This is a genomic window from Streptomyces sp. NPDC021212 (assembly GCF_044332925.1).
GTDB lineage: Bacteria > Actinomycetota > Actinomycetes > Streptomycetales > Streptomycetaceae > Streptomyces.
The window spans coordinates 256,790-279,697 of the sequence record NZ_JBIRPZ010000004.1; the positions used below are offsets into that span (position 1 = coordinate 256,790).

The 22,908-nt window shown below is 72.2% G+C and carries 19 protein-coding genes; 6 read left to right on the forward strand and 13 right to left on the reverse strand.

Translation table 11 applies throughout. The features are described 5' to 3' along the window. Nucleotides 1-7 precede the first annotated feature (7 nt). The 3 genes from ACH4SI_RS12610 to ACH4SI_RS12620 are packed head-to-tail and all read right to left on the reverse strand — an operon-like array spanning nucleotide 8 to nucleotide 2,863. Complete coding sequence (locus ACH4SI_RS12610) at nucleotides 8-934, reverse strand: ABC transporter ATP-binding protein (RefSeq protein ID WP_398295681.1); 927 nt, start codon at nucleotides 932-934, stop codon at nucleotides 8-10. Continuing rightward, complete coding sequence (locus tag ACH4SI_RS12615; RefSeq protein WP_398295682.1) at nucleotides 931-1,830, reverse strand: ABC transporter permease subunit; 900 nt, start codon at nucleotides 1,828-1,830, stop codon at nucleotides 931-933. Before ACH4SI_RS12615 ends, ACH4SI_RS12610 begins: the two co-directional genes overlap by 4 nt. Next, nucleotides 1,820-2,863, reverse strand: coding sequence for an ABC transporter ATP-binding protein (locus ACH4SI_RS12620; RefSeq protein ID WP_398295683.1), 1,044 nt, complete (start codon nucleotides 2,861-2,863; stop codon nucleotides 1,820-1,822). Before ACH4SI_RS12620 ends, ACH4SI_RS12615 begins: the two co-directional genes overlap by 11 nt. Before the next feature lie 145 nt (nucleotides 2,864-3,008). On the opposite strand from ACH4SI_RS12620, the gene ACH4SI_RS12625 reads away from it, so the two are divergent. Continuing rightward, nucleotides 3,009-3,572: an RNA 2'-phosphotransferase gene (locus ACH4SI_RS12625; protein WP_398295685.1), complete on the forward strand. Its 564-nt coding sequence runs from the start codon at nucleotides 3,009-3,011 to the stop codon at nucleotides 3,570-3,572. Nucleotides 3,573-3,604: 32 nt separating this feature from the next. Here the strand turns inward: ACH4SI_RS12625 and ACH4SI_RS12630 are convergent, their stop codons facing one another. The 3 genes from ACH4SI_RS12630 to ACH4SI_RS12640 form a co-directional block, all read right to left on the reverse strand. Continuing rightward, nucleotides 3,605-4,195, reverse strand: coding sequence for a hypothetical protein (locus ACH4SI_RS12630; RefSeq protein WP_398295686.1), 591 nt, complete (start codon nucleotides 4,193-4,195; stop codon nucleotides 3,605-3,607). A gap of 6 nt (nucleotides 4,196-4,201) precedes the next feature. Further along, a complete protein-coding gene (gene htpX / locus ACH4SI_RS12635) occupies nucleotides 4,202-5,110 on the reverse strand; it encodes a zinc metalloprotease HtpX (protein WP_398295687.1) in 909 nt (302 codons plus the stop codon). An 83-nt stretch (nucleotides 5,111-5,193) separates the two neighbouring features. Beyond that, nucleotides 5,194-6,105, reverse strand: coding sequence for an LLM class flavin-dependent oxidoreductase (locus ACH4SI_RS12640; protein WP_398295688.1), 912 nt, complete (start codon nucleotides 6,103-6,105; stop codon nucleotides 5,194-5,196). A 116-nt stretch (nucleotides 6,106-6,221) separates the two neighbouring features. Between ACH4SI_RS12640 and ACH4SI_RS12645 the strand changes: the two genes are divergently transcribed. Then, nucleotides 6,222-7,103, forward strand: coding sequence for an HAD hydrolase family protein (locus ACH4SI_RS12645; protein ID WP_398295689.1), 882 nt, complete (start codon nucleotides 6,222-6,224; stop codon nucleotides 7,101-7,103). A gap of 72 nt (nucleotides 7,104-7,175) precedes the next feature. Here ACH4SI_RS12645 and ACH4SI_RS12650 read toward each other — a convergent pair whose 3' ends face one another. From ACH4SI_RS12650 to hisC, 6 genes are all read right to left on the reverse strand, one after another. Then, complete coding sequence (locus ACH4SI_RS12650) at nucleotides 7,176-8,012, reverse strand: hypothetical protein (protein WP_398295690.1); 837 nt, start codon at nucleotides 8,010-8,012, stop codon at nucleotides 7,176-7,178. Nucleotides 8,013-8,180: 168 nt separating this feature from the next. Continuing rightward, nucleotides 8,181-9,830 carry a GAF domain-containing sensor histidine kinase gene (locus tag ACH4SI_RS12655; protein ID WP_398295692.1) on the reverse strand — a complete coding sequence of 550 codons (1,650 nt, stop codon included), beginning with the start codon at nucleotides 9,828-9,830 and terminating at the stop codon, nucleotides 8,181-8,183. Nucleotides 9,831-9,902: 72 nt separating this feature from the next. Continuing rightward, on the reverse strand, nucleotides 9,903-13,742 hold the full coding sequence (gene cydD / locus ACH4SI_RS12660) for a thiol reductant ABC exporter subunit CydD (protein WP_398295694.1): 3,840 nt from the start codon (nucleotides 13,740-13,742) through the stop codon (nucleotides 9,903-9,905). Nucleotides 13,743-13,773: 31 nt separating this feature from the next. Continuing rightward, nucleotides 13,774-14,775 carry a cytochrome d ubiquinol oxidase subunit II gene (gene cydB, locus ACH4SI_RS12665; protein WP_398295696.1) on the reverse strand — a complete coding sequence of 334 codons (1,002 nt, stop codon included), beginning with the start codon at nucleotides 14,773-14,775 and terminating at the stop codon, nucleotides 13,774-13,776. Nucleotides 14,776-14,800: 25 nt separating this feature from the next. Then, nucleotides 14,801-16,387, reverse strand: a complete 1,587-nt coding sequence (locus tag ACH4SI_RS12670; RefSeq protein ID WP_398295698.1) for a cytochrome ubiquinol oxidase subunit I — start codon at nucleotides 16,385-16,387, stop codon at nucleotides 14,801-14,803. A 219-nt stretch (nucleotides 16,388-16,606) separates the two neighbouring features. Beyond that, nucleotides 16,607-17,686, reverse strand: a complete 1,080-nt coding sequence (gene hisC / locus ACH4SI_RS12675; protein WP_398295699.1) for a histidinol-phosphate transaminase — start codon at nucleotides 17,684-17,686, stop codon at nucleotides 16,607-16,609. 382 nt (nucleotides 17,687-18,068) lie between these two features. On the opposite strand from hisC, the gene ACH4SI_RS12680 reads away from it, so the two are divergent. The 4 genes from ACH4SI_RS12680 to ACH4SI_RS12695 all read left to right on the forward strand — a co-directional run bounded on the left by ACH4SI_RS12680 (nucleotide 18,069) and on the right by ACH4SI_RS12695 (nucleotide 22,594). Further along, nucleotides 18,069-19,169 (forward strand): LacI family DNA-binding transcriptional regulator, encoded by a 1,101-nt coding sequence (locus ACH4SI_RS12680; RefSeq protein ID WP_398295700.1) that lies wholly within the window; start codon nucleotides 18,069-18,071, stop codon nucleotides 19,167-19,169. 231 nt (nucleotides 19,170-19,400) lie between these two features. Further along, nucleotides 19,401-20,498 carry a metallophosphoesterase gene (locus ACH4SI_RS12685; protein ID WP_398295701.1) on the forward strand — a complete coding sequence of 366 codons (1,098 nt, stop codon included), beginning with the start codon at nucleotides 19,401-19,403 and terminating at the stop codon, nucleotides 20,496-20,498. Between the two features lie 188 nt (nucleotides 20,499-20,686). Then, a complete protein-coding gene (locus ACH4SI_RS12690; protein ID WP_398295702.1) occupies nucleotides 20,687-21,547 on the forward strand; it encodes a hypothetical protein in 861 nt (286 codons plus the stop codon). A 246-nt stretch (nucleotides 21,548-21,793) separates the two neighbouring features. Next, nucleotides 21,794-22,594, forward strand: coding sequence for a Bro-N domain-containing protein (locus ACH4SI_RS12695; RefSeq protein ID WP_398296052.1), 801 nt, complete (start codon nucleotides 21,794-21,796; stop codon nucleotides 22,592-22,594). A 76-nt stretch (nucleotides 22,595-22,670) separates the two neighbouring features. Here ACH4SI_RS12695 and ACH4SI_RS12700 read toward each other — a convergent pair whose 3' ends face one another. Then, a complete protein-coding gene (locus ACH4SI_RS12700; RefSeq protein ID WP_398296068.1) occupies nucleotides 22,671-22,805 on the reverse strand; it encodes a hypothetical protein in 135 nt (44 codons plus the stop codon). Between the last annotated feature and the right edge of the window lie 103 nt (nucleotides 22,806-22,908).

The following is a 22,908-nucleotide window of genomic DNA, read 5'->3' on the forward strand; positions in this document are numbered from 1 at the left end:
GCTCCTTTCAGGCCGCGACGAGGTAGGAGAACACGCTCTCCAGGGACTCGTCGGAGGGCGAGACCGTGAGGAGCCGGATGCCCTGTTCACGGGCGACGCGGGGCAGCAGTTCGGTGAAGCGGGTGAAGTCGACGGCCTGGATGTGCAGTCCGCCGTCGGCGCCGTCGCTCGCGTCCACCTGGATCCCGGTGGTCGACGGGTCGGCGATGAGGGCGGCGGCGAGCGCGCGGTCGTCGCTGGACCGTACGAGATAGCGGTGCGGACGGTCCGTCATCAGCCGGCGGATCTTGCGGAAGTCGCCGGAGGCGGCGTGGCGTCCCGCGACGATCACCTCGATGTGCGCGGCCAGTTGCTCGACCTCCTCCAGGATGTGCGAGGAGAACAGCACGGTGCGGCCCTCCGCGCCCATCCGCCGCAGCAGCTCCATCAGCTGCATCCGCTGGCGCGGGTCCATGCCGTTGAACGGCTCGTCGAGGAGCAGCACCGACGGCTCGTGGACCAGGGCGGAGGCCATCTTCACGCGCTGGCGCATGCCCTTGCTGTACGTGGAGATCTTGCGCGCCCCGGCGTAGTCCATCTCGACGGTGTCGAGGGCCTTGCGGGCGGCGGCGCGGGGGTCGGGCAGCCCGTGCAGTTCGGCGTTGGCGATGACGAACTCGCGGCCGGTGAGGAAGTCGTACATCCCCTCGCGCTCGGGCACGATGCCGATGTGGCGGTATGCCTGCTCGTTGCGCCAGATCGCGGCGCCGTCGAGGGTGACGCTCCCGGTGGAGGGGGCCAGGAAGCCGCCCATCATGTTGATGAGGGTGGACTTCCCCGCGCCGTTGGGACCGAGGAGCCCGGTGACCCCGGGGCCGATGGTCATGGTCACGTCGTTGACGGCCACGACGTTCCCGAACCAGCGCGAGACGTTGTCGATGGCGATCGTGGTCACAGCCCGACCTTTCGGTAGCGGCGCAGCAGCAGCCCGAACGAGCCGGCGATCAGGCCGAGGAGGACGAGGACGTAGACGGCGCCGGGCCCGGCACCCGGGCCGAAGCCGCCGGGGAACGAGGAACTGGCGCCGAGGAACGCCGTCTGCACCCCGTCGATGATCGTGATCGGCGAGAACAGCCCGAGCCAGCGCACCGCGCCGGTGGCGTCCTGGGCGAACGCGATGGCCTGGACGGTGGACACCGCGCCGTAGGAGATGGTCAGGACGGCGATGACGGCGGCGACGCCGAAGCCGCGCCGAGGGGTGGCCGCGGCGATGACCAGGCTGATGCCGGCGAAGAGGAGCGAGAGCAGACCCACGGAGACCAGTCCTTGCGCGAAGCCCTTCGTCTGGTCGGCGAAGTCGAGCTTGGCGAGCAGGGCCCCGGCGTACAGGATCGCCAGGGGCGAGGCGGTGAGCAGAAAGAGGGCGGAGGCCATCGCGCCGAACTTGGCCACCACGTAGTCCGCCGTCTCGATGGGGCGCGAGAAGTAGAGCGGAATCGTCTTGAAGCGCAGATCGCGGGAGACGGCCTGGGGCGCCTGGGCGGCGATGTAGAGGCCGATGACCGCCTGGAGCATGACCGCGTAACGGGTGTACTCGACCGGGAGCTTCTTGAGGTCGGTGGCGATGGCCACCGAGACGATGATCGCGGCGGGCACGCACATCACGGCGAACAGCAGCATCGGCGCGACCTTGGACTTCGCGGAGCGGCCGAGGCCGTAGGCGCCGCGCAGGCTCTGCGCGAAGAGCGAGCGGCGGGCGTAGGCGCGGCCGAGCCGGGGGCCCTCGTAGTGGCGGTAGCCGATGTTGTGAATGACGTCGGCGCGCTGCTGGGGCACGGCCTCAGACGGCATCGACGGCACCTCCGTTTCCTGTGCCGGCACCGTTGTCGGCGCCGTCGTCTTCGCTGTCGGAGCTGTCGGAGCTGAAGATCTCCGCGATGCGGTGACGGCGCTGTTCCATGCGCACCAGGCCGAGACCGAGGCCGGCGATGGCGTCCCGGACCGTGTCGTACGTCTCCTCGCCCGCGACGTCCACGAGCAGCAGGTGGTCGGAGGCGGGCACCCCGTCCGCGCCGCGCCGCGCGGGCGAGGCGGTGAGCCCGGCCCGGCCGAGGGCGGCGCGCAGCGCGGCGGTGCCGTCCGGGTGCTCGTCGGTGTCGGTGACCTCGACCGCGAGGGAGGCCGTCACCTGGGTGAAGTCGCTGGTGGAGCTGGAGCGCAGCAGCTTGCCGCCGTCGATGACCACCACGTGGTCGCAGGTGCGCTCCAGTTCACCGAGCAGATGCGAGGTGACCAGGACCGAGATGCCGAAGTCGGTGTGGATGCGGCGGATCAGGCCGAGCATGTCGTCGCGGCCGACCGGGTCGAGGCCGTTCGTCGGCTCGTCCAGCAGGACCAGCTTCGGGTCGTGCACCAGCGCCTGGGCGAGCTTGACGCGCTGCTTCATACCGGTCGAGTAGCCGCCGATGGGGCGATATCGCTCCTCGTACAGCCCGACATGGCGCAGCGTGTCGGCGGTGCGCTCGCGGGCGGCGGACGGCGGCAGCCCCGACATGCGCGCCATGTGGACGACGAACTCCGTGGCCGACACATCGGGCGGCAGGCAGTCGTGCTCGGGCATGTAGCCCACGTTCTCGCGGATGGCGCTGCCCTCGGTGGCCACGTCGAGGCCGAGGACGGCGGCCCGGCCCTCGCTGGCGGGGGACAGCCCGAGCAGGATCTTGATCAGGGTCGACTTGCCGGCACCGTTGGCACCCACCAGGCCGGTGACGCCCGGTGTGATGTCGACGGACAGCCGGTCGAGCGCGGTGACCCTGGGGAACCGCTTGCTCAGGCTTTCGGTGGCGATCACAGTCACGTGTTCGACGGTAGTGGGGTGAGCCACAGTCCACGTCACCCTTGACGGCTGGATTTCCCTACTCCTCGGGTCTGACACGCCCGTAGGGGGAGGGGGCCTCCGGGAGGGGGTCGCCCCGGCCTGCACGAAAAAGCCCGTGCCGTGGGCCCGCTGCCGGAGTCACCCTGGAGTGATGAACGAGAAACGAGCCGTGAGGATCTCCAAGTACCTCGCGAGACACCTCCGGCATGACCCCCGGCGGATCGGGATCACCCTCGACCCGCAGGGCTGGGTGGAGACCGACGCCCTCCTCGCGGCTGCCGCCGCACACGGCTTCCCCTTCACCCGCGCCGAGTTGGAGCACGTCGTCGCCGCCAACGACAAGCGGCGCTACACCATCGAGGGCACCCGCGTCCGGGCCAACCAGGGCCACACCGTCGAGGTGGACCTCGGCCTGGCGGCCGCCGAGCCGCCCGCGTACCTCTTCCACGGCACCGTGAGCCGCAGCGTCGCCGCGATCCGGGCCGAGGGGCTGCGGCCCATGGCCCGCCATGCGGTGCACCTGTCGCCGGACCGGGAGACGGCGGTCCGGGTGGGGGCGCGGCGCGGGAAGCCGGTCGTGCTGACGGTCGACGCGGGGGCCATGTCCCGCGCGGGCCATGTCTTCCGGGTCAGTGACAACGGGGTATGGCTCGTCGGCCGGGTCCCGCCCGGGTTTCTGCGCTTTCCCGGCGATGTTTCACGTGAAACCGCGTGAAACCGCGCATGCGGACCAGCTGAGCGCGGGCGTCAGGTGTGCAGCCCGGGCGCGCCCCATACCGGGAACCAGCGGCTCAGGTCCTGCTCGATCCGCAGATCGTCCCCGAGCAGCGCCCGCACCTGGAGTTCCAGCGCGTTGTCCCGCTTCTCGGCGGCGCCCGGGAGCGGTGCGAAGGGGTAGAACGTACCGCGCTTGTACAGATAGACGAGCGCGAGCGAACGCCCCGCCGCCTCGTGGAACCCGAGCAGCGAACACAACAGCTGCGGGCCGAACCCCCCGTCCTGGAGCAGCGTGTTGACCGCGTGCAGGTCGTTCACCAGGGACGCCACATCGTCCGGCGGCTGCCGGGCCAGCAGCCACGTGTAGCCGAATCCGTCCTGGCTGAACTCCACGGGCACTCCGCCCCGGTCGGTGTCCGCGTCCAGCAGTTCCGTGACGTCCCGCTGGAGCCGGCCGAAGGCGCCGCCCTCGACGCTGGCGAAGCAGACCGACCCGAGCCCCGTCGGGGTGAACCCGGCCCCCGCCTCCAGGGTGACCGCGGCCGACGGCAGCCCGAAGAGCTGGTCGAGGTCGGGCCGTACGGGCTTGCTGCGGCCGAGGATGATGTCGAGGAGTCCCATCCGCCCTCAGCTCCTCCCCGGCCGGCCCAGCTGGGCGGCGATGCGCCCGAGCTGCCCGAGCCGCTGCTCCAGCGTCGGGTGCGAGGACAGCAGCCGGCTGAGGCTCTCCCCGGAGAGCGCCGGGGCGAAGAAGAAGGCGTTGAACGGCTCGGCCTTGCGCAGATCGCGGGTCGGGATGCGGGCCATCTGCCCGGTCACCTTGGTGAGGGCGGCGGCGAGCGCCGAGGGACGGCCGGTCAGGAGGGCACCGGCCCGGTCGGCGGACAGCTCGCGGTAGCGGGACAGCAGCCGGGTCAGCAGAAAGCTGATCGTGTAGACCACGGCGCTGACCAGCGGGATCAGCAGGACCGCGATGCCCACGTTGTTGTTGCGGCTGCTGCGGGACAGCCCGCCCCACAGGGCGGCCCGGGTCATGATGCCCGCCAGCACGCCGAGGAACGAGGCGATGGTCATCACCGCCACATCGCGGTGCGCGACATGGGACAGCTCATGGGCGAGGACGCCTTCCAGCTCGTCCGGCTCCAGCCGCCGCAGCAGCCCTGTCGTCGCGCACACCAGCGCGTTCTTCTGGCTGCGGCCGGTCGCGAACGCGTTCGGCACGTCGGTGTCGGCGATCGCCACCCGCGGCTTCGGCATGTCGGCCAGCGCGCACAGCCGGTCCACCGCGCCGTGCAGCTCGGGCGCCTGCTGCGGGGTGACCTCCCGGGCGCCCATGCTGAAGGCCGCGATGCGGTCGCTGAACCAGAACTGCGCGATGAACAGGCCGCCCGCGATGAGCAGGATCAGCGGCCAGGCACCGCGCAGCAGCGCGATCAGCACACCGACGAAGACCACGTAGAGCAGGCCGATGAAGAACATGGTGATGACCATGCGGGTGGTCAGCCCACGGTCGGGGGCATAGCGGGTATGCGGCATGGGGTGCCTCCACAGTCACTGCGGCAGCGGGAGCCTCTCTACCCGATTCTGCTCCTTATCCGGGTTTTCGCGGCATAAAGGATTCAGAACGCGGCGACCCGCTCCGCGCCCTCCGTGGCGATCTTCTCGAAGACCCCGGGGTCGGCGGCGAAGACCGAGTCGGCGATCGGCCAGTGCAGCACGATCTCGTCGATGCCCAGCCGCGCGTGCTCGCCCGCGAAGTCGACGAAGGCGTCGACCGAGCTGAGCGGACGGGTCCCGTCCGGGGTGAAGCCGGTGAGCAGGATCCTGTCCGGCCCGTCCGCGTCCCGCCCGGCGTCGGCGCAGGCCTTGCCCAGCCGCTCGATCTGGCGGCCGATGGCGGCCAGCGAATCCGCGGGCGTCCCCGTCTCGAAGAGCTTCGGATCGCCCGTGGTCACCCACGCCTGCCCGTGCCGCGCGGCGAGCCGCATCCCGCGCGGGCCGGTGGCCGCGACGGCGAACGGCAGCCGGGGGCGCTGCGCACAGCCGGGGATGTTGCGCACCTCGCGCGCGCTGTAGTGCTCGCCCTCGTAACTGACCACGTCGTGCGTCAGCAGCCGGTCGAGCAGCTCGACGAACTCGCCGAACCGGTCCGCCCGCTCCCGCGCCGTCCACGCCTCCTCCGCGCCGCGCAGCAGCGCCGTCGCGTCGAAGCCGGAGCCGCCCGCGCCGATGCCGAGCGTGACCCGCCCGCCGGAGATGTCGTCCAGCGAGATCAGCTCCTTCGCGAGCGTCACCGGGTGCCGGAAATTGGGCGAGGTGACCAGGGTGCCCAGCCGCAGCCGGGAGGTCGCCGCGGCGGCCGCCGTCAGCGTCGGCACCGCCCCGAACCAGGGCCCGTCGCGAAAGCTGCGCCAGGACAGGTGGTCGTAGGTGTACGCCGCGTGGAAACCCAGCTCCTCGGCGCGCTGCCATAGCTCCCTGCCGCCGTCGGCCCAGCGGTGGACGGGCAGGATCACGGTGCTCACTCGCATGCCGTCGAGCCTAAGCGGTGCCTGTGACAGTGGCGCACGGCCCGGCCGCCGGACAGGGCCTGAGGGTACGGGCGCCGGCCGAGCGCCCCGCACCGGTGAGCGGCCCATGCGGGAGGATGGTTGCCGTGACTCCAGCGATCGAGCAGCCCGAGAACCCGGCCCCTGGCCGTTCCGCCTCCGCCACGCCCCGCCCCCGGCTGATCGCCACCGACCTCGACGGCACTCTGCTGCGGGACGACAAAACGGTCTCGGCCCGCACGGTCGCGGCCCTGGCGGCGGCCGAGCGGGCGGGCATCGAGGTGTTCTTCGTCACCGGCCGCCCGTCCCGCTGGATGGACGTGGTCAGCGCCCATGTGCACGGACACGGCCTGGCGATCTGCGCGAACGGCGCCGCCGTGGTCGACCTCCACCAGGGCGGGCTGCTGGTCGAGGTCCGCCCGCTGGCCGCCGACCGGGCGCTGGCCGTCGTGGAGGCGCTGCGCCGGGCCGCTCCCGGCACGTCCTTCGCGGTCGAGCGCAGCGGCGGCATCTTCTACGAGCCGGAGTACCCGCCCTTCCACCTCGACCCGGGCGCGGTCATCGCCCCCGCCGAGAAGCTGCTCGACGACGGCTTCCCGCACGCCGACACCCCGGTTCTCAAGCTGCTCGCGCATCACAAGGAGCTGGCGCCCGACGGCTTCCTCCGGCTGGCCCGCACGGTCGCGGGCGAGCACGGCGACTTCACCCGCTCCAGCCCGTCCGCCCTGCTGGAGGTCAGCGGTCTCGGGGTCAGCAAGGCGTCCACCCTGGCCTGGTGCTGCGCCGAGCGCGGCATCGCCGCGGAGGAGGTCGTGGCGTTCGGGGACATGCCCAACGACCTGGAGATGCTGACCTGGGCGGGCTCCTCGTACGCGATGGCCAACGCCCACCCGGACGTGCTGGCCGCGACCACCCACCGCACGGGCGCCAACACCGAGGACGGCGTCGCCGCCGTCATCGAGCGGATCCTGGCGCGGTGAGAGACGGGCCGTGAGAAACGGGACCGCCCCGGCCACGGAGGCCGGGGGCGGTCGTGTCCGGCAGGGGTCGGTCTACCAGAAGATGACGGCGTACCCGTTGCCGCCCGCGGTGCCGTCGCCGCCCCTGGCCCCCGGGGCGCTGCCACCGCTGGCAAGGCCGCCCGTGCCGCCGTTGCCGCCCGCGCTGGTGTTCGTCAGGGGAAGCCCCACGATGCCGTCGACCGCGTCGCCGCCCGCGGCGCCCTCGTCGCCGTCCTCGCCGCTCTCACCGGTCCGGTTGACCGTGTAGATGCTGTTGCAGGCGCCGGTGCCGCCGGCGCCCCCGGTGCCCGGCGTGCCCGCGGTCGTGCCGGTCGCTCCACCGCCGGCGGTGCCACCGAGACCGCCGCCGGCGACGAGCTGGGTGGCGCTGATGGAGGCCAGGGTCGTCGAGCCGCCGTTGCCACCGCCCGTACCCGTGCTGCCGGTCGTGGTGCCACCGGAACCACCGGGGCCGGCGATGCCGCCCGTACCCAGGTCAACGGTGTAGGTGGCGAACGGCACCACAGGAATGACACACCAGGTGAAGCCGCCGGCCCCGCCGCCACCGCCGGTCCCACCCGCGGCGGCGCTGCTGGCGCCGCCACCGCCGCCACCGCCACCACCCGCGCCCCAGGCCTGGACGTTCACCGAGGTGACGCCCGGGGGCGGCGTGAAGGTGCCGTCCTCGGTGAACTCCTGCACCCCGTGGAGGATGGTCGGCGGGTGCGGCGGCTTGAGGTAGCCCCCGCCGGTCATCGGGCCGTCGTTCGCCTGGGCGGGCGCAAGGGTCAGCAGCTGGCTGGAAAGGGCCGCCGCGGTCGCGACGGAGGCGAAGAGGACCCGGCGGCGCGTCCGGGAACGGTGAGGAATGGGTCTCTGGCTGTTCACGTCATGACTTCCTTCCCCGCAAGAGACTGTCGCGGAGTGTGAAGGGATACGAAGGACCGAGCGGTCCGCACGGCTCATCCCTCCCACGGGTTCGGCGCAGCGCGGTCTGACAAGCTGATAGTTCGCCCGCGTAGGTGAGGAGTTGGAGCCGCCCGGTCGATCTACGCCCTACAACGGCACCTGCCACACCACCGTGGTACCGCCCCCATCCGGCCCGAGCCCCGGCCCATAAGTGCTCGACCCGCCCAGCGCCTCCGCCCGCCGGGCCAGGTTCGCGAGCCCGCTGCGCCGCCCGCCCGCCGGAACGCCCACCCCGTCGTCCGCGACCGTCAGCCGCACCGCCGGGCGCCCGTCGGCGAGCCGCGCCGTCACGTCCACGACCACCTCGATACGCGCCGCCCGGGCGTGCCGGAAGGCGTTGGACAACGCCTCGCGCAGCGCCGCGATGAGGCCGGCTCCGGCCGCTTCGCCGACCCTCGTGTCGACCGGGCCGATGAAGCTGAGCGACGGCTGGAAACCGAGCGGCACCGCGGCCGCCCCGACCTCCCGCAGCACCCGGGTACGCAGCCCGGACGGCGCCGCCTCCGGGCCCTGCTGCAACGCGAAGATCGTCGTCCGTATCTCCCGGATGGTGGCGCCCAGTTCACCGACGGCCCGCTCGACCTGTTCCCCCGCCTCCGGCGTCTCCGCGTGGCGCCGCACGCTCTCCAGCAGCATCCCCGTCGCGAACAGCCGCTGGATCACCAGGTCGTGCAGATCCCGGGCGATCCGGTCCCGCTCCTCCAGCACCGCCAGCCGCTCCCGGTCGCGCTGCGCCTCGGCGAGCACCAGCGCGACCGCGGCCTGCGCCGCGAACTGGAGGGCGAGCCTGCGCTCGGTGGCGGTGAACGGCCGGGCGCCGGGGCCGCGCGGGGTGGCCAGCACCCCCAGCACCCGGTCGCCGCCGCTCAGCGGCAGCATCATGCTCGGCCCGTAACGGCCCAGAACCCCGGCGGCCGGCCGGGGTTCGGCGCCCGGATCGTCGCTGAAGACCGGCTCCCCGGCCAGCAGCCGCGACACGGCCGGGCAACGGGCCGGGACGACCGTGCCGAGCAGCGCGGCCCCCTCCGGAGGGTTCGCGGCGTCCACCGCCACGATCTCCAACCCGCCGCCCTCCTCCGGCACCAGCACGAGGCCCGCCGCCGAACCGGCCAGCTGACGGGCCTTCTCCGCCACGACCACCAGGGCGTCCTCGGCGTCGCCGGACAGCAGGGAGTGGGTGACGGCCACCGACCCGTCGATCCACCGCTCGCGCTGCCGGGTCGCCTCATGGAGACGGGCGTTGCCGATGGCGATCCCGGCCTCCGTCGCCAGCACCTTGACCATGTGCAGATCGGGCACGCTGAACTCCCCGCCGTCCCGCTTCTCGGCGAGGCACAGATGACCGAAGACCTCGTCCCCGACCCGGATCGGCACCCCGAGGAAGGACCGCGGCAGCGGCTCGGCCGACAGCAGTCCCGCCCCGGCGGACCGGCCGCCGAGCAGCGAGCCGCACCGCTTCCGGTCCGCCTCGGTCACCCCGTACGTGACGACGTCGGCGAGCCCCTGCCCCGCCGCGTCGTTCACGCCGATCGCCGCGCACCCGGCCCCCGCCAGCTCGGCCGCGGTCTCGGCGATGCGATCGAGGACGACGCGCAGCTCCAGGCCGGTGCCGATGGAGCGCATCGCCTCCAGCAGCCGCGGAACGCGCGCGGTCAGCTCGGTGGACAGCCCCTGGAGCCCACGGGTCGCCTCCGCGGCGACGTCCAGGGGGTCCGGTGAGGGTACCGAGGCCGCCATGATCTGAGCGTAATGAATACCTTTTGCCCGGGAAAGCGTTAGTTTTTATCGCCGGGAGGCGCCCCCATCCGGTCAGGCGGGGGCACCGGAGCGCAGCGGGGCCGCCTCGGTGAGGCGCCGCGTCCCGGCCTCCGCGGCCTCGCGCTCCAGCATCCGGCGGAACGGCCCGTCCGCCGCGGCCAGTTCCCCGTACGTGCCGCGCTGGGCGCCCCGGCCGCCGTCCAGCACGATCACCTCGTCGACCGCCTCCAGGCCCGCGAGCCGGTGGGTGATCAGGACGGTCGTACGGCCCCGCGTCGCCGTGAGCAGGTCGGCGGTCAGCGCGTCGGCCGTCGACAGGTCCAGGTGCTCGGCGGGCTCGTCCAGCACCAGCACCGGGAAGTCCGCCAGCAGCGCGCGGGCCAGCGCGAGCCGCTGCCGCTGGCCGCCGGAGATCCGGGCGCCCTGCTCCCCGACGTGGGTGTCGAGACCGTCCGGCAGCCCGTCCACCCACTCCAGCAGCCGGGCGGCGGACAACGCCGCGCGCAGCTCGTCGTCGCCCGCGTCGGTGCGCGCGAGCCGCAGGTTCTCCCGCAGCGAGCTGTCGAAGATGTGCGCGTCCTGGGCGCACAGCCCGACCAGCCGCCGCACCGCGTCCCCGTCCACGTCCGCCGCGTCCCGGCCCGCCAGGGTGTACGTACCGTCCTCGGCGTCCAGGAAGCGCAGCAGCACCTGGGCCAGGGTGGTCTTGCCGGAGCCGGAGGGGCCGACGACCGCGACCCGGCGGCCCTGGCTCAGCTCCAGGTCGAACCCGTCCAGCGCGCGGGCGCGCTGCCCGGCGTGGCGCGCCGACAGCCCGCGCACCACCAGCGGGAAGGCCGACCGGGGCGGCTCCTCGGTGCCGCCGTCCCGTACCGGAAGCGGCGCGTCGATCACCTCGTACACCCGCTCGGCGGCCCGCCGCACCCGCTGCCGGTGCTGCACCGCGAGCGGCAGCCCGGCGACCGCCTCGAAGGCGGCCAGCGGCGTCAGCACCACGACGGCCAGCCACACCCCGTCGATCCGCCCGTCGGCCACCGCCCCGACCCCGGCCCAGGCCGCGACGGCCACGGTCAGGCCGCAGACGAGGGCGGACAGCCCGGCTCCCGCGCCGGTGGCGGCGGCGCCCCGCCGGGCGATCCGGGTGAGCACCCCGTCGGCCCGGCGCACCGCGTCCAGCCGGCGCGGCAGCGCCCCCGCCACGGTCAGCTCGGCGGTTCCGGCCAGCAGATCCACCACCTGCGCCGACAGCGCCCCGCGTGCGGGCGACAGCCGGCGCTCCGCGCGCCGGGCGAGCGCGCCCGAGACGGCGGGCACCCCGGCCCCGGCCACCAGCAGACCGGCCGCCAGCACGGCCCCGGCCTCGGGTAGCACCCAGGCGGTGAACCCGACCGAGGCGGCGCTCACGACCAGCGCCGCGCCGACCGGCAGCAGCCAGCGCAGGAAGTAGTCCTGGACGGCGTCCACATCGGCCACCAGCCGGGAGAGCAGATCCCCGCGCCGGGTCTCCTTCAGCCCCGCGGGCGCCAGCCGCTCCAGCCGCCGGTAGACGGCGACCCGCAGCTCGGCCAGCACCCGGAGCACCGCGTCGTGCGAGACGATCCGCTCGGCGTAGCGGAAGACGGCCCGGCCGATCCCGAACGCCCGGGTCGCGGTGACCGCCACCATCAGGTACAGCACCGGCGGCTGCTGGGACGCCCGTGAGATCAGCCATCCGGACACGGCCATCAGCCCGACGGCGCTCATGAGCGCGAGGCTCCCGAGCAGCAGCGCCGACCCGAACCGCCCCCTCGCCCCCCGCGCGGCGCCCCGCACCCGCCGCAGCGCACCGCCCGCGGCGGCACGGCCCATACGCGCCCGCCCGACCGGGACACCCGAGCCGTCCGTCGACCACTCCGGCTCCGCAACGGGCCCGCCGAAGCCCTCGCCCGGACCCACGTCCTGCCGGGCCGCACCCGCGCCGGGACGTTCCGTCGCGGCCTCCGGGCAGCCCACCGACGGCTGGGACCGCGCCGTGTACGCGCCATCCGGGGCCGCGCCGGGGACGGCCGAGGGCCCGGCGCCCGCTGCCACCACGTCGTCCGGTCCCGTCAGGCGCGCCTCGGCACGCGCAGGCGCGGCCCGCCACGCAGCGGAAACGGCCGCCGCCCCTTCGGCGGACACCGCACCCCCGCCATCGGCGCGCCGCCCGGGCGGGCCCCCGGCAGCCGCGTCGCCCGCCTCCGCGGCACGCGCCACGTCACCGGACGCGCCCGCGGGTCCCGGCAGGGCGATGACGCGGTCCGCCAGCGGAAGCAGGGCCGGGCGGTGGACGACCAGGAGGACCGTACGGCCCTCGGCCAGCCGCCGCACCGCGTCGACGACCGCCGCCTCCGTCGCGCCGTCGAGGTTCGCGGTGGGCTCGTCGAGCAGCAGCACCGGGCGGTCGGCCAGGAAGGCGCGGGCCAGGGCGATCCGCTGGCGCTGGCCCGCGGACAGGCCCGCGCCCATCTCGCCGAGCCGGGTCCCGGCCCCCTCCGGCAGCGCGGAGACGAAGCCGAGGGCGTCCGCCTGCCGCAGGGCGTCGCGCACCGCCGCGTCGTCGGCGTCGGGCCGCGCCAGCCGTACGTTGTCCGCGATGGTGCCCGCGAACAGGTAGGGGCGCTGCGGCACCCAGGCGATCCGGCTGCGCCAGTTCTCGGGGTCGAGCGACGCCAGGTCGCGGCCGCCGACCAGCACCCGGCCCCCGGACGGCTCCGCGAAGCCGAGCACGGCGTTCAGCAAGGTCGTCTTGCCCGCGCCGCTGGGGCCGGTGATCGCCACCGTCTCGCCGGGGCGGACCTCGAACGAGACCGGGGCCAGGGAGGGCGCGGTGCGCCCGGGGTGACGCACGGTCAGTCCGTCGACCGTGAGCGCCGCGTCCCGGGCGTCGGGAGCGGGCGACGCCCCGGCCGCGACCGGTTCCCGCTCCAGCACGGCGAACGCCTCGTCCGCCGCCGCGAGCCCCTCCGCCGCCGCGTGGTACTGCGCGCCCACCTGCCGCAGCGGCAGATACGCCTCGGGCGCGAGGACGAGCACCATCAGCCCGGTGGAGAGGTCCAGTTCGCCGTGGACGAGCCGCATGCCGATGCCGACGGCGACCAGGGCGACCGACAGCGTGGACAGCAACTCCAGGGCGAAGGAGGACAGGAAGGCCAGCCGCAGCGTCTTCAGCGTGACCCGCCGGTAGTCGGCGGTGATGGTCCGGATCGCGGCGGCCTGGGCCTTGGCCCGGCCGAAGACCTTGAGCGTCGGCAGCCCGGCGACGACGTCGAGAAAGTGGCCGGACAGCCGGGACAGCAGCCGCCACTGGCGGTCCATCCGGGACTGGGTGGCCCAGCCGATGAGCACCATGAACAGCGGGATCAGCGGCAGGGTGGCGACGATGACGACCGCCGAGACCCAGTCGGCGGTGACGATCCGGGCGAGCACCGCCGCCGGAACCACCACCGCGAGACCGAGCTGGGGCAGATAGCGGGCGAAGTAGTCGTCCAGCGCGTCGATGCCACGGGTGGCGAGGGTGGTGAGTTCTCCGGTGCGCTGGGTGTCCAGCCAGCCGGGACCCAGCCGTACGGCCCGGTCCAGCAGCCGCAGCCGCAGCTCCGATTTGACCGCCGCGCTCGCCCGGTGCGCCGCCAGCTCGGTCAGCCAGGAGACGGCGGCCCGGCCCCCGGCGACCAGCGCCAGCCAGATCAGCGGCGCGGTCAGGGCGCCGGTGCCCTCGCCCCGCTGAAACGCGCCCACCACGATCTCGGCGATCAGCATGGCCTGCGCGATGACGAGCCCGGCTCCGGCGAGCCCCAGCGCCACGGAGGCCGCCAGGAAGAACCGGGTCGCCCGCGCGTACCGGAGCAGCCGGGGGTCGATTGGTTTCACGTGAAACACACCACCTGAGCCATCGTGCGCGTCAGTGGGCGGCGGGGATGTGCCGGGTGCCGATGCGCTTGCGGAAGACCCAGTACGTCCACGCCTGGTAGGCCATGATCAGCGGCATCATGATGGCCCCGACCCACGTCATGATCTTCAGCGGGTAGGCGCCGGCGGCCGCGTTCGCCGCCGTCAGGCTCCACCTCGGGTCCAGCGAGGACGGCATGACGTCCGGGAAGAGCGCCAGGAAGAGCATCGCGACCGACGCCGCGATGGCCACCCCGGACAGGCCGAACGCCCAGCCCTCACGCCCCCGCGCGTTCATCACCAGGGCCGCGGCCAGCGCCACCACCACGAGGACCACGGCCACCAGGCTGCGCCCGTTGCCACTGTCGGCCTGCGTCCAGCCGAGGAACGGCACCGCGGCCACGGCCGCCAGCGGGCCGAGCCAGGCCGCGTACCGGCGTGACCGCGCCCGGATGTCCCCGGCCGTCTTGAGCGCGGCGAAGACCGCGCCGTGGAAGGTGAACAGCACCAGCGTGACGACGCCGCCGAGCAGGGCGTACGGAGTGATCAGGTCACCCAAACCGCCGCTGTAGTTCTTGTCCGGGCCGATCGGCACCCCGTGCACCAGGTTGGCGAAGATCGCGCCCCACAGGAACGCGGGCAGCAGCGAGCACCAGAAGATCGTGTGCTCCCAGTTGCGCTGCCAGCGGTCCTCGGCGCGCTTGTGCCGGTACTCGAAGGCCACACCGCGCAGGATCAGGCAGACCAGGATGGCCAGCAGCGGCAGGTAGAAGCCGCTGAAGAGGGTCGCGTACCAGTCGGGGAAGGCGGCGAAGGTGGCACCGGCGGCCGTGATCAGCCAGACCTCGTTGCCGTCCCACACCGGCCCGATGGTGTTGATCAGCACGCGGCGCTCGGTGCGGTCCCGGGCGAGCAGCTTGGTCAGCACGCCGATGCCGAAGTCGAAGCCTTCGAGGAAGAAGTAGCCGGTCCACAGGAAGGCGATCAGCAGGAACCAGAAGTCGTGAAGGTGCATGAGTCTCTCCGGCCGTCAGTGCGCGTCAGTACGCGAAGGTCAGCGGCTTGTCGGCGTCGTCCTCCGCGGCGGACCCGCCGCCCGGGCCGCCCGAGGGCAGCCGCAACCTGGGGTCCTCGGCGGGCGGCTTCTCGTCGGTGTCGGGACCGGCCTTGGCGTACTTGGCCAGCAGCCGCACCTCGATCACGGCGAGCACGCCGTACAGCAGCGTGAAGACGCCGAGGGAGATGAGGACCTCGGTCTGGCTCACGCCGGGGGAGACCGCGTCGGAGGTCTTCATCAGCCCGTACACCGCCCAGGGCTGGCGGCCCATCTCGGTGAAGATCCAGCCGAAGGAGTTGGCGATCAGCGGGAAGCCCATGGTGAGGATGCCGATGCGCCAGGACCACTTGGTGAGCAGCGGGCTCATCTCGCGCGTCCTGGTGAGCATGAGCCGGGGGACCTCGTCCTCGGCGGTGCGGAAGGCGGGGTCGAGCCAGCGCTTCTTCCGGGTCGTCCACAGCCCGATGACGCCGGCGGCGAACGAGGTCATGCCGAAGCCGATCATCAGCCGGAAGCCCCAGAAGGTCATGAAGATGCTGGGGATGTAGTCCTCGGGCTGACCGCCGTAGGCGGCGGCCTCCTGCTGGGCGACGTCGTTGATGCCGGGGACGGCGTCGGTAAAGTTGCTGTGCGCGAGGAAGGACAGCGCCGCGGGGACCTCCAGCTCGACGCTGTTGTGCCCCTTGCTGACGTCACCCACCGCGAAGACGGAGAACGGCGCGGGCGCCTGGGTGTCCCACAGCGCCTCCGCCGAGGCCATCTTCATCGGCTGCTGCTCGAACATCACCTTGCCGAGCGAGTCACCGCTGAGCGCCGTGCCCAGTCCGGCGATGATGGCCACGACCAGACCGACCCGCAGGCTGGCCCGCATCGCCCCGATCTGCTTCTTCTGCTTCGCGGCAAGCTCCTCGCCGCGGAGCTGCTTGCGCTTGGCCCGCCACAGGTGCAGGGAGGCGATGCCGACGACGAAGGCGCCGCCGGTGAGGAAGGCGGCGGTGAGGGTGTGGAAGACCACGACCAGGGTGGTGTCCTGGGTCAGCACCGCCCAGATGTCGGTCAGCCGGGCCTTTCCGGTGGCCTTGTCGATGGCGTAACCGGTCGGGTGCTGCATCCAGGAGTTGGCGGCGAGGATGAAGTACGACGACAGCACGGTGCCGAGCGAGACGATCCAGATGCAGGCGCAGTGGATCTTCTTCGGCAGCTTGTCCCAGCCGAATATCCACAGGCCGATGAAGGTGGACTCGAAGAAGAAGGCGAGCAGCGCCTCCATCGCGAGCGGGGCGCCGAAGACGTCACCGACGAAGCGCGAGTAGTCGGACCAGTTCATGCCGAACTGGAACTCCTGGACGATGCCGGTGACGACGCCCATCGCGATGTTGATCAGGAAAAGCTTGCCCCAGAACTTGGTGGCGTGGAAGTACTTCTCCTTGCCCGTGCGCACCCAGGCGGTTTCCAGCCCGGCGGTGATCGCCGCAAGAGAGATCGTCAGGGGCACGAAGAGGAAGTGGTAGACAGTCGTGATCCCGAACTGCCATCGCGCCAGGGTCTCCGGCGCCAGAGCCAGCTCCACGAGAATCTCTCCTTACGGTCTTGCCGTGCTCCCCCGGAGGTGAGCTTGTGAACGTATTCACATTCACAAGCAATGATACGCACACGCCTTCGGCCCCTTCCACCTGGGGTGGGAGGGGCCGAACGGGACAGTCTTGGGTATCCTTCGCGGTTCAGGGAGGGCCCGGCCGGCCCCTTGACAGCACAGGGCCGAGAGCGCCGGGCGCCACGGGCGCCGGCCTCACAGCTCCTTGCGGAACTCCTCGGCGGCCCCGAGGAAGAGGTCGTTCGCCTCCCGCTCGCCGATCGTCACGCGCGTCCCCTCGCCCGGGAAGGGCCGCACGACCACGCCCGCCGCCTCGCACGCCGCCGCGAAGTCGGCCGTACGCTCCCCCAGCCGCAGCCAGACGAAGTTCGCGTGCGAGTCCGGCACCGTCCAGCCCTGACCGGTCAGCGCCCCGGCCACCCGCGCCCGCTCGGCGACCAGCGCCTCCACCCGCTCGCGCAGCGCGTCCTCGCTGTGCAGCGAGGCGACCGCGGCGTCCTGGGCCAGCTGGCTGACGCCGAAGGGGACCGCCGTCTTGCGCAGCGCCGCGGCGACCGGCTCGTGGGCGATGGCGAAGCCGACCCGCAGCCCGGCCAGGCCGTACGCCTTGGAGAAGGTGCGCAGGACGCAGACGTTCGGCCGCTCGCGGTAGAGCTCGATGCCGTTGGGGACCTGATCGTCCCGGATGAACTCGATGTACGCCTCGTCCAGCACCACCAGCACATCGGACGGCACCCGGTCCAGGAACCGCTCCAGCTCCGCCCGGCGCACCACGGTGCTGGTCGGATTGTTGGGGTTACAGACGAAAATCAGCCGGGTGCGGTCGGTGATCGCGTCCGCCATCGCGTCCAGGTCGTGGACCTCCGCGTCGGTCAGCGGGACCGGCACCGAGGTCGCGCCCGCGATCTGAGTGATGATCGGGTATGCCTCGAAGGAGCGCCAGGCGTAGATCACCTCATCGCCCGGCCCGGCCGTCGACTGGACGATCTGCTGAGCCAGGCCGACCGAACCGGTCCCGGTGGCCAGGTGCTCCAGCGGTACGTCGAAGCGGCTCGCCAGCTCGGCGATGAGCGCGGTGCAGGCGAGATCGGGGTAGCGGTTGAAGGACGCGGCGGAGTTCGCGACGGTCTCCAGCACCCCGGCCAGCGGCGGATACGGATTCTCGTTGGAGGACAGCTTGAAGGACCGGGGGCCGTCCCCGGCGGCCGGCTTACCGGGCTTGTACGTCGGAATCCCGTCCAGCGCGGCGCGCAGCTTGGGGCTCTTCTCACTCACCGGCAGTCCTCCTCGGCCCTTCCCTCCGGCTCCGTGCGCAGGCTTCGCACACGGCAATAGTGCACACCTTATGAGGATCGCCCCGCCCCGCGTACCCGCCGGGGACGCCCGCGTACCCACCGGGGGAGCGCCCCGCTCATGTGCGCGCGCCGGTGGCGAGCTCCGTGGCGCGCGTCCCTCGTACAGGTGAGTTGAGACCTCTTCGAGACATCGAACAATCGCCAGGCGTGGATATGCCAGGGGCGACCAGACCCCTCCCCGGCACCCCAACTGGCTTACTTTCCAAGGGAATTGGGCAGAGCGCTCATGCAGAAACGTGCCTTCCGAATACCGATGGCGGAATCGCGCAGACCGGGCACTCGGGCCCTACTATCGGCTGGCCATGACAGCAGCAGGGAAGCACCAGGTGAGCCGGTCGGCCGGCCGCCGGTTAGGCAGGGCGGGCATCCGGGACGTGGCCGCCGCCGCCGGGGTCTCGATCACGACCGTCTCCGACGCGCTCAACGGCAAGGGACGGCTCCCGGATGCCACCCGCCGCCACGTCCGCGAGGTCGCCGAGCGGCTGGGCTATCGCCCGTCCGCCGCGGCCCGTACCCTCCGTACCGGCAAGTCAGGCCTCATCGGCCTGACCGTGACCACGTACGGGGATGAACCTTTCACCTTCACCGAGTTCGCCTACTTCGCCGAGATGGCGCGGGCCGCGACCTCCGCCGCGCTGGCCCGCGGCTACGCCCTGGTCATCCTCCCGGCCACCTCCCGCCACGATGTGTGGTCCAACGTCGCGCTCGACGGCACCATCGTGATCGACCCGTCCGACCACGACCCGGTGGTCGCCGAGCTGCTCCGCCAGGGGCTCCCGGTCGTCAGCGACGGCCGCCCGGCCGGCACCCTCCCGGTGACCGCCTGGGTCGACAACGACCACGAGGCGGCCGTGCTCGGCCTCCTGGACCACCTCGCCGAGGCCGGCGCCCGCCGCATCGGGCTGCTCACCGGCACCACCACCGACACCTACACCCGGCTCTCGACCGAGGCGTACCTGCACTGGTGCGAGCGGGTGGGCCAGGACCCGGTCTACGAGGCGTACCCGGCCCACGACCCCCGTGCCGGGGCCGTCGCCGCCGACCGGCTGCTCGCCCGCCCGGACCGCCCCGACGCGGTCTACGGGCTCTTCGACCCCAACGGCACGGATCTGCTCGCCGCCGCCCGCCGCTACGGGCTGCGCGTCCCCGAGGACCTGCTGCTGGTGTGCTGCAGCGAGTCCACGGTCTACCGCACCACCGAACCGCCCATCACGACGCTCTCGCTCAAGCCGCGCCGGATCGGCACCGCCGTGGTGCAGTTGCTCATCGACGCCATCGAGGGGTTCGACAGCGACCGCCCCGTCGAGCAGGTGATACCCACCGAACTGATCGTGCGGACGTCGTCCCAGCGCCGTCCGCCCCGTACGACCGTCAGCCCGCCACGCAGCCGCGCTGGAGGATGATCTGAGAGCGACTCAAGAATGACCCGAGGAGGACCTGGGGCCGCTGGGCTTCCCCTACCGGGCCAATCCGGGATAAAAGACCGTCCAGGCGTGACCGAGTACCGATTGACGGCACCCTGGTGCGTCACAAGCCCTCACGGTCATTCCTATGATGGGCGGACGACACCGCGGACCGCCATCGACCAGGCAAGGTCCACAAGGTGGCACGGCGGCGCGATGGTGGAGGGGTCGATGACTCAGGGGGCCGGTCTGGAAGCCACGGCAGGGGCCACGGCGGCGGTGCCGCACGTGCCCGCGTACGGGGCGTCCACGCCGCCCGGATCGGTGCCTCCCGCACCGGCGCCCGAACCCATGCCCGACGGGTACACCCCGACCGAGAAGCTGCCGGTCGTGGGCCCGGGGCACACCATCGCGGACACTCGGCTGGTGCCCCCGGAGGACCGCCCGACGGTCGCCCTTACCTCGGTGACCGATCCCGAAGCCGACCCGCTCGCCGACGGCGAAGGGCCCGGCCCGCTGTACGTCGTGGGCGACGTCCACGGCTACCACGACGAGCTGCGTGAGGCGCTCGCCGAACAGGGCCTGATCGACGACAAGGGCAGCTGGGCGGCCGGGAACGCCCGGCTGTGGTTCCTCGGCGACTTCACCGACCGCGGCCCGGACGGCATCGGCGTCATCGACCTGGTGATGCAGCTCTCCGCCGAGGCCGCGGCCGCGGGCGGCTACTGCAAGGCGCTGATGGGCAATCACGAACTGCTCCTCATCGGCGCCAAGCGGTTCGGCGACACCCCTGTCAACTCCGGGGCCGGCACCGCCTCCTTCCAGGCCGCCTGGCTGCTCAACGGCGGCCAGCGCACCGACATGGAGCGGCTGGAGGACCATCACCTCCAGTGGATGTCACGGCTGGACGCGATGGCCGAGGAGGACGGGCATCTGCTCGTGCACTCCGACACCACCGCCTATCTGGAGTACGGCGACTCGATCGAGGCCGTCAACGACGCCGTCACCGAGGCGCTGCAGCGCAGTGACGCGGACGAGTGCTGGGACCTGTTCCGCAAATTCACCAAGCGCTTCGCCTTCCGCGACGAGGACGCCGGACCGGTGGCCGTCCGCGAATTGCTCGACGCCTTCGGCGGGGAGCGCATCGTCCACGGGCACAGCCCGATCCCGTATCTGCTGGGCGAAGTCGGCTCGGAGGACGGCGAGGACGACGGCCCGCCCGCGGTCGAGGGCCCGCACGTCTACGCGGACAATCTCGCGGTCGCGATGGACGGCGGCGTCACGATGGCCGGGAAACTGCTGGTCGTACAACTGCCGCTCGGCGCCTGAGGGGGATACGGACGCGTAAGGGAAGGGCCGGAGGGCGCCACCGGGGCTGAGCAAATCACGAAACTTGGTGTCACCTCTCGCCGGATCGGCTCTACCATCGGTTTATCCGTCGCAGGCTCTCCTCCGTTTCCGCCCGACTGCCGGCGAATGCCGGCACCAAGGCCCTACGGAGTATCGGGGGATGCACCATGAAAAGCGCTCCGCACCTGTTCGCCGAGGATCGCCCGGAGTTCGAGCGAGTTCTCGACGAGGTGCTGCGTACCGCGGACCGCCAACCGGATCTGAAGGGCATAGGACAGCGGCTCACCGCCGAGCAGCTGCGCAGCATGGCGCTCAGCGCCTCGGCCGCCATCACCGCGTGCGCGGCCGCCGAATACCAGGATTACGTCGTCGCCCGCGCCAGGCTGCGCGAGCCGGCCCCGCCCCTGCCGATCCCCGGGGCGCCGGAGGACGACGGCGAACACCCGCACTCCGCCGGGTTCACCGGCGCCGTCCTGGACGCCTCCGGAGCGGGGCTGGTCCCCATGCTCGCCGTGCTGGCCCCGGTGCTGGCCGGGACCGCCGCGATCATCTTCCTGCTCGTCGGCTATGTGCTGCACGTCCTGGACCCCGCCCCGTCCATCGCCCAGCCGATGATCACCGCGGGCTGGTTCTTCGCCGCACTCACCGCCGCGGGCATCCTGCTCGCCGGCGTCGGCCTCCTCATCACCGCGCTGCGCAACGGCTCCAGCGCGATCCGCGGCGAGGCCCTGGCCGAGCAGCTGGAGGAGGTGGACCGGGCCAGAGAGGCATGGCGGCAGGCCCTGCTGGAGCGGGGCGTGCTGCCCTTTCTCCGCGAGGCCCTGACCAATCCGTCGGCCCCCGCGCCGTGGACCGCCTCCTCGGCCTACGTCCCCGGGCACTCCGAAGCGGCGGGCCGCACCCCCCACCTCGGCTACAGCCGCCCGGGCTTCAGCACCGACGACGAGGGCCCCAGGGCCCGCCCCCGCTACAGCAGCCCGGACTACACCAGCCCCGAATACGGCGGCCCGGAGAACCAGCCGGACTGACGGAGAGGGGGCGTGCGTCTTGCGGCGAGCGCCCCTTCCCTCCGGAATGCCCCAGTCCCCACCCATCGAGCGAACTTCCGCTTATCCGCAGCAATGTGCGGACAACCGCTGCCTATCGTCCGTGGCGGAGGTGATGCGCATATGCGCGAACGCAACATGCCGCCGGGCCGATCCCGACGGCGCGATGCCTTGGACATCAACGACTTCGTGTACGCGGCCACGGGGGTCCGGCTGCGCCGACTGACCATGCCCGATGGCGAACACTGGTTCCCGGCAGTCGACCTGTGCTCGGAGCTGGGTCATAGCAACGCACGTAAAGCGCTGGCGGACCATGTCCATGCTGGCGGAAAGTCTTCGCTCGAGACTGTAACCTCACGTTACGGTCTCAGCATTCCCGCAGGCAGGGAGTGGCGCCGAGACTTGCAGATGGTGAATCTGCAAGGCCTGATCCAGTTGGTGAACGCCTGCACGAAGCCGGAGGCCGCCCTCTTCAAGGAGTGGGTGTCGAGAGTGATCTTCACCGTCCAGCGGGACGGCTCGTACGCGCTGGAGGTGTCCGAACTCTCCCGCGCCGAGCCGACGACACCACCCGATCCCGAGTCCGTGGTGGCCTCCCACGAGATCATCGACGCGGTCACCCGGCTGGAGGTCCAGCACGAACGGTTCCAGGCCGAGGTCATGGCTTCGCTGCGCCGTTCCGAGCACGCCTGGACACAGATCCTCGACGCCCTGGGGCGCCGACCGGCCGAAGAGCCCGAAGTCGACAAGCGTGAGCTGCGGCTCAGGACGGAAGACCTGTTCGCGCAGTGGCAGTCCCGGCTGAGCATCACCGAGGATGTCTGGGCCGTGGCCATCTACATCCTGCCCACGCTGGCGGCGGCCGGGCAGGTCGGCCACTCGCTGGAGACTCTCGCGAACCGGACGGGGCTGACCCGACAGCGGGTGCACGCCTGTCTTCGCTTCCTCCAGAAGCACCGCTGCATCCGCCAGAGCGGGCTGACGGACGACGGCAACCCGCTCTACGTGGCTGAGCTGCCGCCCAAGTAACTGACTCCGCCAGGAGGGCCCGAAGCCGCAAAACGAAGTTGCGGCTTCGGGCCCGGGCCGTAGCCTACCGGCTCGTTCAGTCCGCGATCGGCAGATACACGCGATTACCCGCGGCCGCGAACTCCCGGGACTTCTCCGCCATTCCGGCCTCCGCCTCCGCTTCGTCCATCGCGTCGCCGTGCTCGCGCCGGATGTCATGGCTGATCTTCATCGAACTGAGCATTACTAGACCCCTGATATGCGCTACGGTCGTCCCAACTGCCTGCCACGGAGCGAGGGGGAACAGCTGTGGGCAAACGCGAAGATGTCATCAG